The sequence below is a fragment of the Bradyrhizobium sp. NBAIM01 genome, from assembly GCF_020194115.1.
GTDB lineage: Bacteria > Pseudomonadota > Alphaproteobacteria > Rhizobiales > Xanthobacteraceae > Bradyrhizobium > Bradyrhizobium yuanmingense.
This window is the reverse complement of the sequence record NZ_JADYVU010000006.1, coordinates 227,497-241,928: the sequence shown is the minus strand read 5'-3', so window position 1 is coordinate 241,928 and position 14,432 is coordinate 227,497. Positions and strand designations below refer to the sequence as shown.

13 protein-coding genes are annotated in these 14,432 nt (G+C 63.1%); 5 read left to right on the top strand and 8 right to left on the bottom strand.

The features are described from left to right. Window positions 1–20 precede the first annotated feature (20 nt). The gene (gene eno / locus I6F31_RS21445; RefSeq protein WP_109145783.1) at window positions 21–1,304 is read right to left on the bottom strand and encodes a phosphopyruvate hydratase; all 1,284 of its coding nucleotides are present in this window, start codon (window positions 1,302–1,304) and stop codon (window positions 21–23) included. Window positions 1,305–1,478: 174 nt separating this feature from the next. Between eno and I6F31_RS21440 the strand changes: the two genes are divergently transcribed. Together I6F31_RS21440 and queF are read left to right on the top strand one after the other, a co-directional pair. Next, window positions 1,479–2,456 carry a lyase gene (locus tag I6F31_RS21440; protein WP_225186072.1) on the top strand — a complete coding sequence of 326 codons (978 nt, stop codon included), beginning with the start codon at window positions 1,479–1,481 and terminating at the stop codon, window positions 2,454–2,456. A gap of 112 nt (window positions 2,457–2,568) precedes the next feature. Beyond that, complete coding sequence (queF, locus tag I6F31_RS21435; protein WP_192893427.1) at window positions 2,569–3,045, top strand: preQ(1) synthase; 477 nt, start codon at window positions 2,569–2,571, stop codon at window positions 3,043–3,045. A 78-nt stretch (window positions 3,046–3,123) separates the two neighbouring features. On the opposite strand, the gene I6F31_RS21430 is transcribed toward queF, so the two are convergent. Further along, on the bottom strand, window positions 3,124–4,317 hold the full coding sequence (locus I6F31_RS21430) for a serine hydrolase domain-containing protein (RefSeq protein WP_225175086.1): 1,194 nt from the start codon (window positions 4,315–4,317) through the stop codon (window positions 3,124–3,126). A 55-nt stretch (window positions 4,318–4,372) separates the two neighbouring features. After that, complete coding sequence (locus I6F31_RS21425; RefSeq protein ID WP_225186071.1) at window positions 4,373–6,013, bottom strand: NAD(P)/FAD-dependent oxidoreductase; 1,641 nt, start codon at window positions 6,011–6,013, stop codon at window positions 4,373–4,375. Window positions 6,014–6,398: 385 nt separating this feature from the next. On the opposite strand from I6F31_RS21425, the gene I6F31_RS21420 reads away from it, so the two are divergent. Continuing rightward, entirely contained in the window at window positions 6,399–7,214 is an 816-nt protein-coding gene (locus I6F31_RS21420) for an AraC family transcriptional regulator (protein ID WP_225186070.1), read from the top strand. A gap of 199 nt (window positions 7,215–7,413) precedes the next feature. Here I6F31_RS21420 and I6F31_RS21415 read toward each other — a convergent pair whose 3' ends face one another. Together I6F31_RS21415 and I6F31_RS21410 are read right to left on the bottom strand one after the other, a co-directional pair. Beyond that, window positions 7,414–7,659, bottom strand: a complete 246-nt coding sequence (locus tag I6F31_RS21415; RefSeq protein WP_225186069.1) for a cyclic nucleotide-binding domain-containing protein — start codon at window positions 7,657–7,659, stop codon at window positions 7,414–7,416. Between the two features lie 60 nt (window positions 7,660–7,719). Continuing rightward, window positions 7,720–8,808 carry a cyclase family protein gene (locus tag I6F31_RS21410; protein WP_225170892.1) on the bottom strand — a complete coding sequence of 363 codons (1,089 nt, stop codon included), beginning with the start codon at window positions 8,806–8,808 and terminating at the stop codon, window positions 7,720–7,722. A gap of 116 nt (window positions 8,809–8,924) precedes the next feature. On the opposite strand from I6F31_RS21410, the gene I6F31_RS21405 reads away from it, so the two are divergent. Then, window positions 8,925–9,998 carry a GTP-binding protein gene (locus tag I6F31_RS21405; protein ID WP_225186068.1) on the top strand — a complete coding sequence of 358 codons (1,074 nt, stop codon included), beginning with the start codon at window positions 8,925–8,927 and terminating at the stop codon, window positions 9,996–9,998. Between the two features lie 57 nt (window positions 9,999–10,055). Here the strand turns inward: I6F31_RS21405 and I6F31_RS21400 are convergent, their stop codons facing one another. The 3 genes from I6F31_RS21400 to I6F31_RS21390 all read right to left on the bottom strand — a co-directional run bounded on the left by I6F31_RS21400 (window position 10,056) and on the right by I6F31_RS21390 (window position 12,552). Beyond that, window positions 10,056–11,264, bottom strand: a complete 1,209-nt coding sequence (locus I6F31_RS21400) for an MFS transporter (protein WP_225186067.1) — start codon at window positions 11,262–11,264, stop codon at window positions 10,056–10,058. Beyond that, window positions 11,264–12,112, bottom strand: coding sequence for a 3-deoxy-8-phosphooctulonate synthase (gene kdsA / locus I6F31_RS21395; protein WP_225186066.1), 849 nt, complete (start codon window positions 12,110–12,112; stop codon window positions 11,264–11,266). The genes I6F31_RS21400 and kdsA overlap by 1 nt, the downstream gene beginning before the upstream one ends. A 113-nt stretch (window positions 12,113–12,225) precedes the next feature. Next, window positions 12,226–12,552 (bottom strand): NIPSNAP family protein, encoded by a 327-nt coding sequence (locus I6F31_RS21390; protein ID WP_225125229.1) that lies wholly within the window; start codon window positions 12,550–12,552, stop codon window positions 12,226–12,228. Window positions 12,553–12,767: 215 nt separating this feature from the next. On the opposite strand from I6F31_RS21390, the gene I6F31_RS21385 reads away from it, so the two are divergent. Then, complete coding sequence (locus I6F31_RS21385; protein WP_225186065.1) at window positions 12,768–14,426, top strand: hypothetical protein; 1,659 nt, start codon at window positions 12,768–12,770, stop codon at window positions 14,424–14,426. Window positions 14,427–14,432 lie beyond the last annotated feature (6 nt).

Sequence of the window (14,432 nt, the reverse complement as noted above, 5' to 3'; positions counted from 1 at the left end):
GCGCGGATCGAGACGCCGGCTTACGCCAGCGCCTTCAGTGCCGCCCTGCCGCCATAGAGCGCCTGCTTGCCGAGCTGCTGCTCGATGCGCAAGAGCTGGTTGTATTTGGCGGTCCGGTCGGACCTTGCAAGGGAGCCGGTCTTGATCTGACCGCAATTGGTGGCGACCGCGAGGTCGGCGATGGTGGAATCCTCGGTCTCGCCGGAGCGGTGCGACATCACCGAGGTGTAGCCGGCCTTGTGCGCCATCTCGACCGCGGCGAGCGTCTCGGTCAGCGTGCCGATCTGGTTGACCTTGATCAGGATCGAGTTGGCGCGGCCGGTCTTGATGCCTTCGGCAAGGCGCTTGACGTTGGTGACGAAGAGGTCGTCGCCGACCAGCTGGCACTTCTTGCCGATCAGGTCAGTGAGCTCCTTCCAGCCGTCCATGTCGTCTTCCGACATGCCGTCCTCGATGGTCACGATCGGATAGCGCGCGACGAGGTCGGCAAGATACTTCGCCTGCTCGGTGATCGAACGGGTCTTGCCCTCGCCTTCATAGACGTATTTGCCGTCCTTGAAGAACTCGGTCGAGGCGCAGTCGAGGCCGAGCATGATGTCGGTGCCCGCCTTGAAGCCGGCCTTGCCGATCGCATTCATGACGAAGTCGAGCGCGGCGTCCGCCGACGGCAGGTTCGGAGCGAAACCGCCCTCGTCGCCGACATTGGTGTTGTGGCCGGCCTTCTTCAATTCGGACTTCAGCGTATGGAAGACTTCCGCGCCGTAGCGCAGGCCCTCGGCAAAGCTCGAGGCGCCGACCGGCAGGATCATGAATTCCTGGAAGTCGATCGGGTTGTCGGCGTGCACGCCGCCATTGATGATGTTCATCATCGGCACCGGCAGCAGGCGCGCGGAGGTGCCGCCGACGTAGCGATAGAGCGGCATGTCGAGCGAATTCGCGGCCGCCTTGGCGCAGGCCAGCGAGACGCCGAGGATGGCGTTGGCGCCGAGCCGGCTCTTGTTCGGCGTGCCGTCGAGGTCGATCATGATCTGGTCGATCTGGGCCTGCTGCTCGACATCGAGGCCGCTCAGGGCCTCGAAGATCTCGCCATTGACGGCGCCGACCGCCTTGGTCACGCCCTTGCCGAGATAGCGCGCCTTGTCGCCGTCGCGCAGTTCCACGGCCTCATGGGCGCCGGTGGAGGCGCCGGACGGAACCGCGGCGCGGCCGAGCGCCCCGTCCTCCAGCACGACATCGACCTCGACGGTGGGATTGCCCCGGCTATCGAGAATTTCGCGGCCGATGATGTCGATGATGGCGGTCATGATGTCCACTTCCGTTCGTTGGGGCTGATCGGTGCCGCGGGTCTTACACGGGCCGCAAGCAAATGTGAACGCTTGGACGCACGGCTCCGACTGACGCGAAAGGCGCCTCAGAATATGCTCGACCACGTCTGGTCCGCGTGCCCAACCTCAATCTCAAACAGTCGGGGTAACGCCATGAATCGCCGCCAATTTCTTGCTTCGAGCGCCGCGCTGCTCGCCGCCCGTCCAGGTTTTGCGCAGGAAGGCCCGTTCCGGACGAGATACTACCCGATCAGTCCGGGTATCGGCCTGCACGATCTCACGCCCGCCCCTGACGGCACCATCTGGTTCACGGCGCAGGGCAAGGGTCTGCTCGGCAGTCTCGATCCACGCGATGGCCGTTTCAAGACGGTCAGCCTAGGCCAGGGCGCAGCCCCACACGGCGTAACCGTCGGGCCCGACGGTGCGCCCTGGATCACCGAAGGCGGCCAGAACGCGATTGCGCGGGTCGACCCTGCCGATCTCAAGGTGACGCTGTTCCGCCTGCCGGAAAAGTTAGCCTCCGCCAATCTCAGCACCGGCGTGTTCGACAGGGATGGCACCTACTGGTTCACCGGCCAGTCCGGCTATTACGGCCGGCTGTCTCCGAAGACCGGCGAGATGAACGTGTTCAAGGCACCGAAGGGGGTCGGCCCCTACGGCATCACGGTCACGCCCAAGGGCGATATCTGGTACGCCTCCCTCGGCGGCAGCCATATCGCGAAGATCGACCGCGCGGGCGGCAATGCGACCGTGGTCGAGCCGCCGACCCCGAACCAGGGGTCGCGGCGCGTCTGGTCGGATTCGAGGGGCCGGATCTGGGTCAGCGAGTGGAACAGCGGCCACGTCTCGGTGCATGATCCCGCGGACGGCTCGTGGAAGACCTGGAAGCTGCCAGGCGAACGTCCCCGCGCCTATGCCGTTTATGTCGACGACAAGGACAAGGTCTGGCTGACCGATTTCTCCGCCAACGCCATCGTGCGCTTCGATCCCGCCACCGAGAAGTTCAACGTCTTCGCCAGCGACAAGGCCAACGCCAATGTCCGCCAGCTCGACGGGCGGCCGGGCGAGCTTTGGGGCTGCGAGTCCGGCAACGACCGCATCGTCATGATCCAGACAATCGCCGCCGGTTGACGACGAGCCCGTTTGCGTCCATCCCGGCATCCTCTGGAGCGCGATCTTATCGCGCTCCTATTGCTTAATTGAGCATGATCTTTCGGAAAACCGGTGCCCACTTTTCCGGATCATGCTCCACAGGATGTTGACGACGATGGCGAAAAAGTCCCTCCAGCTCGGCCGCGCGGTCGAATGGCCGCACACGCCGGAAGAGGCCCAGCTCGACCGCGTGCCCAATCCGCAGAAAGGCACGGACTATCTGGTCCGCTTCACCGTGCCGGAATTCACCTCGCTCTGCCCTGTCACGGGCCAGCCGGATTTCGCGCATCTGATGATCGACTACGCGCCGGGGGCGTGGCTCCTGGAGTCGAAATCGCTCAAGCTCTACATCGCGAGCTTCCGCAATCACGGCGCCTTCCACGAGGACTGCACCGTGATGATCGGCAAGCGTATCGCGTCCGAGATCAAGCCGAAATTCCTGCGCATCGGCGGCTATTGGTATCCGCGCGGCGGCATCCCGATCGACGTGTTCTGGCAGACCGGCCGCGTGCCGAAGGGACTCTGGGTGCCGGAGCAAGGCGTGGCGCCCTATCGCGGGCGGGGCTAGGGCATGCTCGGTCACGTGTGACCATCAAGAGAAAACGGCCTCGGTCGACAGCGACGAGGCCGCTCTCGCAGCACGGTCCTAGCTTGCCAAGCGCTGCCTCAGGCTCTGGTAGAGCGCCGTCTCGAAGTTCATATAGCCGATGAATGATGTCGGATCACCGAAGGGCAGAATCTGGGTGGCCCAGAACCCGCCGACGTTGTTCTGCCGATCGATCCAGTAGAACAGGTTGGCAAGCCCGGCCCAGCCCAGCGCGCCGGCGGGACGTCCTGTCGGGGCTTCCTCGTCGTTGACCATGAAGCTCAACGCCCAGGATTTGGATTGGCCCGGAAAGAATTCCGCGTCGTTGCACAGTGACGGGATGACACCCGTGATCGGCGTTACCTTCCTGTCGCCCAGGTGGTTCCTTTCCGCCATCCGAACGGTTTCGGCTTTCAGCACGCGGCCGTGTTCGCCAACCCCATCATTCAGCCACATGCGGATGAAACGCATGTAGTCGCCGACCGCGCCGTACAGGCCGTGGCCGCCCATATGGACTTCGGGCTTTGCCGGAAGCTCGAAATCCATCGGCGTCAGCGACCCGTCGGCATTCCGCGCGTGGATGCCGGCCAGTTTCTGGCGCATCGCATCGGTCAGCTCGAAGGTCATGTCCTCGATCCCGAGCGGTTCGAAGATGCGTGTCTTGAAGACTTCACCGAGTCGCTTGCCCGCGATGGCCTCGACGATCTGGCCGCACCAGTCGAGATTTGTTCCATAGTCCCAGCGCTCGCCGGGATCGAACAGCAGCGGGGTCATCAGGGAGGCCTTGGTCGCGGTGATCACGCTGGGCTGCCCCTTCTCCTGCGCCAGCCGGTTGTAGATGTGGTTGATGAAATCGTAGCTCAGGCCCGCCGTGTGGGTCATCAGCATGCGCGTGGTGATATCGCGCTTCGGTGCACGCAGGATCGGCTCGCCCGCTGCATCGAAGCCCTCGATCACCTGCAGCTTTCCGATCTCGTTCGCGTAACGCTTCGCGGGCGCATCGAGATCGAGCTTGCCCTCCTCGACGAGTTGCAGAACGGCCGTGCCGGTAATCGCCTTGGTGGTGGAGAAAAGGGCAAAGACGCTGTCGGTGGTCATGTCCGCCGGCCGATCGAGACGGCGTTTGCCGGCTGCGCCTTCATAGATGTTGCGCCGGCGGTCCGTCACCATCGCGACAACGCCGGGCACGCGCGGCGTGGATGTGACGACGCCGTCGAGAACGGCATCTGCCGTCGCGCCAAAATTCATGATCATGATCGTCCTCCCGTGCTGGATTGTTTGATGTGGTCGATGCTCGCGTCGCGAGCGCTCATTGCATCGCGAAGCCCTCGTAACCGTTCACCGCGGCCTCGTCGCACTTCTGTCGATACGCGCCGACGCCGCCGCAGTACGACAGGACACGGCGCGGCTTGCCTTCGACGTTCGAGCCCAGGTACCAGGAATTGGTTTTCGCGATCAGCGTCGCGTTTGCGATCTCATCGTGATGGGCCACCCAGCTGTCCTGGGCGTCCTTTGTCGGCTCGACCACCTTCAGATCCTTGCTGCGCATGTACTTGATGCAGTCATCGATCCATTCGACCTGCTGCTGCAGGCACGTGGTCATGTTGCACAGCGCAGCCGATGGAGCGAGCGGAACGGCGGTCGTGAACAGGTTGGGATAGCCGTGAACCTGCAGGCCCATCGTGGTGCGGATGTCCCTGCCCCAGTCCTCCCTCAGCGATCGGCCGTCGCGACCCCTGATATCGATGCGCGTCAAGGCACCGGTGCCGGCGTCGAAGCCGGTTGCTAGGATAATGACATCCAGCTCATGGACCGTACCGTCAGCGGTCTGAATACCAGTGGGCGTGACGCGATCGATCGGATTGCTCTTGACGCTGACGATCTCGACGTTGGGGCGATGGAAGGCCTCGAGGAAGTTCTGCTCGAGCGGCACACGGTGCGTTCCGAAGCCATAATCGGCAGGAATCAACGCATCGCACAGTTTCGGATCCTCGAGCCGCTCGCGCATCTTCCCGCGCACGAATTCGGAGATCTCGGCATTGACCTCCGGGTCGAAGAACAGCTCGGCGAACGAGGATATCCATAGCTTCAGAGAACCGTCATTCCAGCAGGCCTCGATCACCGCGCGGCGGCGCTCCGGCGTGAGGTCTGCCCAGGCGTGCTCGAAGTCGTATTCAAAGCCGGTGAATGTGCGCGGCAGGCGTTCGGTGAGTGACTTGAATCTCGACTTGTAGTCCTCGACCTCCGCGGCCCCAAATTTCGGATTCTTCATCGGGATGATGTATTGCGGCGTCCGGATGAACACCTTGAGATGGCCGACATCGCCGGCGATCGTCTGGATGACCTGGATGCCGGTCGCACCGTTGCCGATGACTCCGACGCGCTTGCCTGCGAGGTCGACAGGCTGCTCCGGCCAGCGCGCCGTATGGAACAACCGTCCCTTGAAAGTCTCCTGCCCCGGAAAGGATACGTAGGGAGCCGACAGCATGCCGCAGCAGGTGACCAGAAACTGGGTGTCGATCACATCGCCCCGGTCGGTCGTGACCAGCCAGCGCTGCGTGGCCTCGTTGAAGTGCGCGCTCTTGACCGTCGTACTGAACTGGATGTCCTTGCGCAGATCGAGACGGTCGGCGACGTAGTTCATCCAGCGCTCGATTTCGGGCTGGCCCGGAAACTTCTCGCTCCAGCTCCAATCCTTGTAGAGCTCCTCGGAGAAAAGATACTGATAGATGTAGGCCTCGGAGTCGAAGCGCGCGCCGGGATATCGATTCCAATACCACGTGCCGCCTACGCCTGACGCGGCGTCGATCCCCCTGACGCTCAATCCCTGCTCGCGCAGACGATAGAGTTGATAGAGCCCAGCGACGCCGGCTCCGACAACCACGGCATCGAATCTCGCTGGTCCATGCGAACCGTTGCTTCCATTGGATTTGGTCAGGGCTTCCGCCATTTCTTCCTCCTCGGTGATTTTTGAGTGCGCACGACCTTCCCCATCCGTCATGCGATCGGATGGTGGTGCAGCGCGTCATTGTTGATCCCATCAGTGCGGGACGGGGGAAGCTATGAGTATTCCGGCGGCTGGAGCTTGAACAAATCGGACAATTCTTTGAACGAAGCCGGACGTCCGTTGCCGGTTCTGCAGTTCGGCAACACGGCTCGCTTGGCAAATGGCAAAACCGGCTTATGCTCGTCTCCGCCGTTCGGCCAATGACAAGCAGAAGCGGTCAACCGCGCCTTAGAATTCAGGGAAGGAGTGGCGCGCGATGGGCCAATTAATCACGGTTGAGGAGCTCCCACGCTACGCTCCCGGCCAATTGATGCTGGACAGCTCCGCCGTGGGCAAGGCTGACTTTCGGTTGCGCGTCTTCCGCTATGCGCCGTCCGACATCTGGGTGCCGCCGTCCGAGAATTTCCTGATCGTCGTCTATCGCGAAGGCACCACGTCAATGAACCGCCGTGTGACCGGCGCGTGGAAGCAGGATCACGTCGGACGCGGTGTCACAACCCTGCTGACACGTGCGGAGCCTTCGAACTGGCGCTGGAGCAATGACCTCGAAGTCAGCCATTTCTACATCTCGCCGAGCCTGATGACGAAGACCGCGAGCGAGGCATTCGACCGCGAGTCAGAAGGCGTCGAACTCCACGATCTGCTCAGGATCGAAGATCCGGTGCTGACCTGGATCGGTGACCGGATGGTGCAGGAAGTGTCCGAAGGCGGCCCGGGCGGCCGGCTCTGCTACGATGCGCTGGCACTTCAGGCGAGCGTGCACATCTTGCGAAAATATGCCTCGGTGGAATTCAAGCTGCCCTGTCCGCAGGGGCGCTTCAGGCCAGCGCATGCAAGGCTGATCGAGGACTATGTCGAACAGAACATCTCCAGGAACATCACGCTCGAGGAGCTAGCCAACATCTGCAACTGCTCGCCGGTGCAGTTCGCGCGCAAGTTCCAGGTGCACTATGGCATGCGGCCGCATGCCTATGTCCTGAGCCGCAAGGTGGAGCGCGCCCGCCAACATCTGCGCAAGGATCGGCTCGCCCTGAAGGAAATTGCGCTCTTGAGCGGATTTTCCGATCAAAGCCATCTCAATCGGATTTTCCGCAGACACATGAACGTCACGCCGGCTGAGTATCGCAAGAGCTGCGCGAGCTAGCCTCCTCCGCCCAGTGTGACGTGGACGAAGTGAGACAGCCCCCACCCGTGTTCCGCGCAAGGTGCAGCGCGAAACGCTGCGCCCCGCACAGCCGGGACCCAGCGCCACGGATTCTGGACCCCGGATCAGCAACGCACCACGCCGCAAGTGCGGCGCGCTGCGTCGCATCCGGGGAACGAACAACAACGTCTCGGTATAGTCAGTAGGCGCTCAGCAAATCCACCTTTGCATTCGCCAGTACCAGCCGCCGTGCCAGGATGGCGGCGAGGTTGCGCATGATCTTCAACGACGTTTCCGGGTGCAGGCGGCGGTAATCGGCAAAGCTGTCGAGCGGCAGTTCGAGGCAGGTGACAGGCGTGTCGGCGAAGACGTCGGCGCTGCGGCTGTGCTCCAGGATCGCCATCTCGCCGAATTTCATGCCGGGACCATGCGAGGCGAGCCGCACGCCGCTCCGCAGCTCGCGTGGTGGGCGGGGACGTCCCGCCCACCCGCTTTTTTATCCGCCTCAGGTGATCGCGATCGGACAGCCATTGCTGCCGGTCGCGCCTTTGATCGGCGACGGCGTGAAGCAGTAGACGAACTGGTACTTCTTGTCGGCAATCAACTCGTCGAAGATCAGGTTCTCGTGGTTGAGAATGCCGTGCTTGGTCTGCAATTCGGCGTGAACCACGAAGGCGAGCGACTTGTCGGGATTGGGCACCACTTCGACCGCCCAGGTGTCGGCCGCAGTCAGCGCGAGATCCTTCTCGATGATCCACTTCGCGGCATCGAGGCCGATTCCAGGCTCGCCGCTATTATAGCGATCGTTGTTCTTCATCCACAGTGAGCCCCAGCCGGTGTGGAACATGATCGCATCGCCTGGCTTGATGTCGCCCTCCGCGATGCTTTGCTTCGCTAGCGCCGCCTTGATATCGGCCGAGGTGATCTCCTGGCCCGCGTCCATCATGCCGCCCTTCAGCGCGACCATGTCGATCAGGTGGGCGCGTGTGAACAGCGGCTTGAGCTTCTCGGTGCCAAGCTTCTTCAGGCCGTAGGCGTCGCCGATCTCAGCGGCAGTGAAGCCGTTGTAGAAGCGCATCTCGCTCTTGTCGCCGTCCTTGCCCAGCTGGATGCCGATATGGCCGAGCCCGTCGAATTGTGTGCCGGTCTGGCCGATTTCGGTGGCGAGAAACTCGTCGTGATAGACGAGCTTGTTGTCGCCGAACGGGCCGCCAGTCGGCCCGCCGGGAATGCGCAACGAAAATGCGCGGGCGCCGAACAACGGCATGCCTTGCTCGTAAACGCGGCCGATCTTGTAGATCTTGCCATCCTTGATCCACTTCACGGCATCGAGAACCTTCGCCGGCGTGATGTGGTTCGACGCGCCAGCCTCGTCGTCCTTGCCCCATTTCGAGGGCCACCAAGGCTTGTCCACGCCCTTTGGCATCGCCGGGGTTTGGGCTTGGGCCGCGGTGATCGGTGCAAGTGAGAACTTGCCGTGCATCGCACCTGCGAATGCCGCCCCGGCCGCACCAGCAAGGCCTGCCGTGCGGAGCAAGGTCCGCCGATCGGTCGCCGCACCGCCCTTCTCTTCATCGCCTTTGGTATCGTCCATCGCTTCCTCCCGGGGTGTGCCCGCTAAGATCGGGCTTAAGATCCTGTTTTCGGAATGCTCGTCCTCCATTAGGCTGTTGTCCAGCGACAAAAATAAGACCAGGGTTGAGGACGCCGATGAGCCTTTTCGAGAGCGACAAATCCGCCGAGCGGACTCCGGTGTCACTGATCACCGGCTTTCTTGGCAGCGGCAAGACCACACTGCTCAACCGCCTGCTGCGCCACGACGCGATGAAGGACAGCGCCGTCATCATCAACGAATATGGCGAGGTCAGCCTCGACCACCTCCTCGTGGAACGCGTGGACGGCGAAGTCGCCGTGCTTGCGAGTGGTTGTATTTGCTGCACTATTCGCAGCGATCTCGAAGAGACCCTGCGCGCGCTGCTGGTGCGCCGCGATCGTGGCGAGGTCCCGCCGTTCCGCAGGATTCTGGTTGAGACAACGGGGTTGGCTGACCCCGCCCCCATCGCTCAGCTGCTGCTGAACAACCCTTTGGTCTCGCATTTCCTTCGGCTAGACACCCTGGTGACCACCGTCGACGCGGTCAATGCAGCGCGGCAGCTCGACCGCCAATACGAGGCGGTGAAGCAGGTCGCGCTCGCTGACCGGCTGCTGATCACTAAGCGCGATTTGGTCAATGATACTGACGCACTGGACTTGCGGCTTCGTCGGCTCAATCCCAGCGCCAGGATCGAGAACGTGGCGCATGGCGAGGTCGATCCGGCTCAACTGTTCGGCGCCGCCCTCATTGACCCCGAAAAGAAGACAGCCGATATCGAGCGCTGGCTCAACGAGCAGGCGTTCGCCGACGTCGCCAAGGCTGCACATGAGAGCGGCCACCATCATGATGACGGTCATGCCCATCACGAGCATCATAGCCACGATGCCTCGATCCTTAACTTCATGATCGCATTCGACGATCCCCTTGACTGGATGGCCGTATCGCGCTGGCTCGCGCATCTGCGCGCCACCCGGGGCGAGGACCTCTTGCGGGTCAAGGGCATCTTGAATCTTCGCGATGAAGCGACGCCGGTCGCAGTTCATGGCGTCCACCACGTCTTCCATCCGCCGGTGGCGCTTGCAAAATGGCCCCATGCTGCCGACCGCCGTTCGCGCATCGTGTTCATCACCCGTGGCATTACGCGTCACGAGGTGCTTGACCTCTGGCAGGAGGCCTACGCGAGCGCCTGAGCGCCACAAGGACTGCTTGCGAAGCTTTTTGCGAGGGCGCTTCGTCCGGACGCGCCCTCAGACGCGCGCATCTGACGGCGCCCGCTGCTTGAGCAGCCGCGCGCAGACGAGGCCGAGCAGCACCATGATCGCGGCGCTCGCCGACAGGGTCGCCATCTTGCCGGCATGCTGGAGCCCGAAGCCGTAGGCGAGCGGGCCCACCGTCTGCCCCATGAAGAAGAAGAACGAATGCAGCGACATTGCCGTGGCGCGCGCCTCGACCGAGAGCTCGCTGGCGAAGACCTGGAGACAGCCATGGGCGATGTAGAAGCCCCAGCCCATCACGACGAGATTCAGCGCCTGCACTTCCCAGCGTGGACCGAAGGCGACGGCGATGAGCTGTGAGGCCACCAGCGTCATCCCTGCGATCATCATGCCCCTCACGCCGAGCCAAGGCAGCAGGCGCGACACCGTCAGCGTGTAGAACAGGCCGCCGACCGCAAAGCCGGCGATGACGATGCCGGCGATCGATAGCGAGGTCTGGCCGAGCTCGAACAGGAACGAAGCGATGTAAGGAAACAGGCCGAGCACGCAGCAGCCTTCGATGAACACCGCCGAATAGCAGACATAGGCATTCGGGTTGGTGAAGATAGTGCGATAGCCGGCCTTCAACGCCGACAGGCTCGTCTTCGGCGGATGCTTGACCTTGGCGCCACGAAAGCCGGCCGCGACCGCGATCGATGCGATGATCACGAGGACACCGAGCACCGCCAGCACGCCGCGCCAGCCGAGGAAATCACCGATCAGGCCTGAGGCCGAGGCGCCGAGCAGATTGCCCGTCATGGCGCCGGCGAGCGTGCGGCTGATCGCAACCTGGCGTTTCTCGGGACCGACGAGATCGCTGGTCAGACTGAGCGCCACCGGAAATACGCCGCCGGAGCCGATGCCCGCGAGGATGCGAGTTGCGAACAGAACCGAGAACGACGTCGAGAATGCGCCCAGGATGTTCGCGAAGCCGAGCAGCGCGAGGCAGCCGATCATCAGCCGGGTCTTGCCGAACAGGTCGGCGGCGGCCCCGATGATCGGCTGGATGATCGAGAAGGTGAAGGCGAACACCGCGGCAAAGCCCGCGGCGGTCGCGATGCTGACGCCAAAATCCTCGGCGACGTGCGGCAGCACCGGATCGAGTGCACGGGCCGATAAGGCAGCGGCGAAGCTTGCGCCTGAGATGACGTAGAGCGCCGCCGGCAAGCCGTGATCTTGCGGCCCCGCCTCGCTCTGCTGCATCAGCGCGGATTCTTTGCCAGTGCGTCGAACGCCATCAGCCGGGCGATGAGCCCTTCGAACTCGCGCAGCGGTACCATGTTGGGACCGTCGGACGGCGCGCGATCGGGATCGGGATGGGTCTCGATGAAGACGCCGGCAACGCCGACCGCGACAGCTGCACGCGCCAGCACCGGGACGAATTCGCGCTCGCCGCCCGAGGACGTCCCCTTCCCGCCCGGCTGCTGCACCGAATGGGTGGCGTCGAAGATCACGGGCGCGCCGGTGGTGCGCGCCAGGATCGGCAGCGCGCGCATGTCGGAGACGAGCGTGTTGTAGCCGAAGGACGCACCGCGCTCGGTGACGAGCACGTTGGGATTGCCAGCGCTCGTGATCTTGGTCACGACATTGGCCATGTCCCAGGGTGCCAGGAACTGACCTTTCTTGACGTTGACGACCTTGCCGGTCGCGGCCGCCGCCAGCAGCAGATCGGTCTGCCGGCACAGAAAGGCTGGAATCTGCAGGATGTCCACAGCCTGCGCCACCTCGGCGCATTGCGTGGCTTCGTGCACGTCGGTCAGAACAGGCAAGCCGAGCGAGGATCGGATTTCCGCGAAGATCGGCAGCGACTGCGCAAGACCCAGCCCGCGCGCCGCCGCCGCGCTGGTGCGATTGGCCTTGTCGAACGAGGTCTTGTAGACGAGGCCGATGTTCAGCCGCTCCGCGATCTCCTTCAGCGCGGAGGCGACCTCCAGCGCATGCTGGCGGCTCTCGAGCTGGCAGGGCCCAGCAATGACCGCGATCGGCAAATCATTGCCGAACTTGACCCTGCCGATGGTGACGACCGGCGCCGCTGAATTCGAAGAGCTCAAGGCACATCCCTCGTTTCGGCGCGACCATAGCCGGCATGAGGGTTGGATCAACCCTCTTCCGCCCGGACGGTCCGAATATCAGGGTTGCGCCAGGGTTCCCTGCCCGCTGCCTGCTACTTCACCGCCGAGAAGGCGGTCGGGGTCAGGATCTGGCTGACGATGTTAGCGACGATCTGGCCGTCGGCTTCGCTCTCGGCGCGCGCCTTCATCCAGTCCGGATCGGTCATGAACGCGCCCCACTTCTTCTCGCGCTCGGCAAGCGAGTCCCAGGCGAGGAAATAGGTCAGCTCCTGGTTGGATTCGCCGATCAGGGTGGTGAAGAACCCGGCCTGCTTGATGCCATGCTTCTCCCAAATCTTGAGCGTGGCGGTCTCGAACCGCTTGAGCAATGCCGGTAGGCGGCCGGGCACGCAACGATAGACGCGCATTTCGTAGATCATTCTTGCTCCCTCCCTGACAGGAGCGGCGGTTATACCCGCTGGCCACAACTCTGTCTTGAGCCTCGGCCGGGCGACCCTCATGGCGGTTCGCGCATAGCTCGATAGCGCGGGGCCGGCGCTCTTGATAATGTGCAGGCTCGGTCCGGCGGATCAGCCGGCGGCGGCCCGAGAGCAATCGGCAAAACGACGGAAGCGATCAAAGGGGGGCAGAGGCAATGACCTATTTTGATCTCGGACCCTACAGCCGCAAAATCAGCACGACTTCGCCCGATGCGCAGCTCTGGTTTGACCGAGGGCTCAACTGGGTGTTCGGATTCAACCACGGCGAGGCGATCAAATGCTTTCGCAAGGCGCTCGAGTTCGATAACAGCTGCGCCATGGCCCACTGGGGCATCGGCTACGCCGCGGGTCCCAACTACAACCTGCCCTGGGTCCGCTATGACGCACAAGGCCGTCAATTGGCGCTAGCGGCATCATACGATGCGACGCAGGACGCGCTCGCGCAGGCGGATAGGGCGAGCCCGGTCGAGCAAGCGCTGATCCGCGCCTTGTCGGCGCGCTATCCGCAGCGTGAAGCGATCGAGGACATGGCGCCGTGGGACAAGGCCTTCACGCGAGAGATGCGAAAGGTCTTCGCCACGTATCCCGACGATCTCGAGGTCCGAGCCATCTTTGCCGAATCGATCATGAACGAGACGCCGTGGCTGATGTGGGACCTTGAGTCTGGAGAACCCACCAAGGGCGCTGGCACCGAGGAATGCAGGGCCGTGCTCGAACAAGCTTTCGATCGATCGCCGGCTGCGTGGGATCATCCGGGGCTGCTCCATCTCTACGTCCATCTCATGGAGATGTCACCCTACCCGCAACGGGCGATGCGGGCTGGCGACCGGCTGCGCGGGATCGCCCCCGACAGCGGCCATCTGATCCACATGCCGACGCATCTCGACGTGCTGTGCGGACAGTACAACGACGTCCTGCTCTACAACCAGAAGGCGCTGGCGACCGACCGCAGGTTCCTCGCCTATTCGGACGATCCGGGTGTCTACCTGGTCTATGTCATTCACAACTTCCACTTCGCCATCTACGGCGCGATGTTCCTGGGTCAATACGCCCCCGCGATCGCAGCGGCCGAGGAACTCATTGCCACCGTGCCCGAGCCAGTGCTGCGCATTCAATCGCCCCCGATGGCGGACTTCCTAGAAGGCTATTTGACGATGAAGCAGCACGTTCTCGTGCGTTTCGGCAAATGGCACGACATCATTGCCCAACAGCTACCGGAGGATCGGCAGCTATACTGCTCGGTGACGGCGATGATCCACTACGCCAAGGCGGTGGCTCATTCGGCGCTTGGCCACATAACTGAGGCCGAAACCGAGAAAGCGTTGTTCGCACAGGCGAAGACGCGCGTGCCGGAGAGCCGACTCGTGCACAACAACAAGGTCATCGCCCTGCTCGACGTGGCCGAAGCCATGTTGAATGGCGAACTGGAATATCGCAAAGCCAACTACGACTTTGCGTTCGCTGAGCTGCGCCGATCCGTCGCGCTCAGCGACGCCCTGCCCTATGACGAGCCGTGGGGATGGATGCAGCCACCGCGTCACGCACTCGGCGCGCTGCTGCTGGAGCAGGGAAGGATCCAGGAAGCCGAGGCGGTGTACCGTTCCGATCTCGGCCTCGACGGAAAGCTGAGCCGGGCCTGCCAGCATCCCGACAATCTGTGGTCGCTTCACGGCTTGCACGAATGTCTCATGCGACGTGGCGACAAGGCCGAGAGGCCGCTGATCAAGCAGCGACTTGACCTTGCCCAGTCGCGGGCGGAGGTGCCGATCAAGGCATCTTGCTTCTGCCGCAGGATGGACATCGCGGCCGCGTAGCCGGAC

Coding starts and splice junctions, on each gene's coding strand:
- eno (WP_109145783.1), bottom strand. CDS start 1,304: ATGACCGCCATCATCGACATCATCGGCCGCGAAATTCTCGATAGCCGG.
- queF (WP_192893427.1), top strand. CDS start 2,569: ATGCTCCACAGGATGTTGACGACGATGGCGAAAAAGTCCCTCCAGCTC.
- I6F31_RS21385 (WP_225186065.1), top strand. CDS start 12,768: ATGACCTATTTTGATCTCGGACCCTACAGCCGCAAAATCAGCACGACT.
- I6F31_RS21405 (WP_225186068.1), top strand. CDS start 8,925: ATGAGCCTTTTCGAGAGCGACAAATCCGCCGAGCGGACTCCGGTGTCA.
- I6F31_RS21440 (WP_225186072.1), top strand. CDS start 1,479: ATGAATCGCCGCCAATTTCTTGCTTCGAGCGCCGCGCTGCTCGCCGCC.
- I6F31_RS21390 (WP_225125229.1), bottom strand. CDS start 12,552: ATGATCTACGAAATGCGCGTCTATCGTTGCGTGCCCGGCCGCCTACCG.
- I6F31_RS21430 (WP_225175086.1), bottom strand. CDS start 4,317: ATGATCATGAATTTTGGCGCGACGGCAGATGCCGTTCTCGACGGCGTC.
- I6F31_RS21400 (WP_225186067.1), bottom strand. CDS start 11,264: ATGCAGCAGAGCGAGGCGGGGCCGCAAGATCACGGCTTGCCGGCGGCG.
- I6F31_RS21425 (WP_225186071.1), bottom strand. CDS start 6,013: ATGGCGGAAGCCCTGACCAAATCCAATGGAAGCAACGGTTCGCATGGA.
- I6F31_RS21410 (WP_225170892.1), bottom strand. CDS start 8,808: ATGGACGATACCAAAGGCGATGAAGAGAAGGGCGGTGCGGCGACCGAT.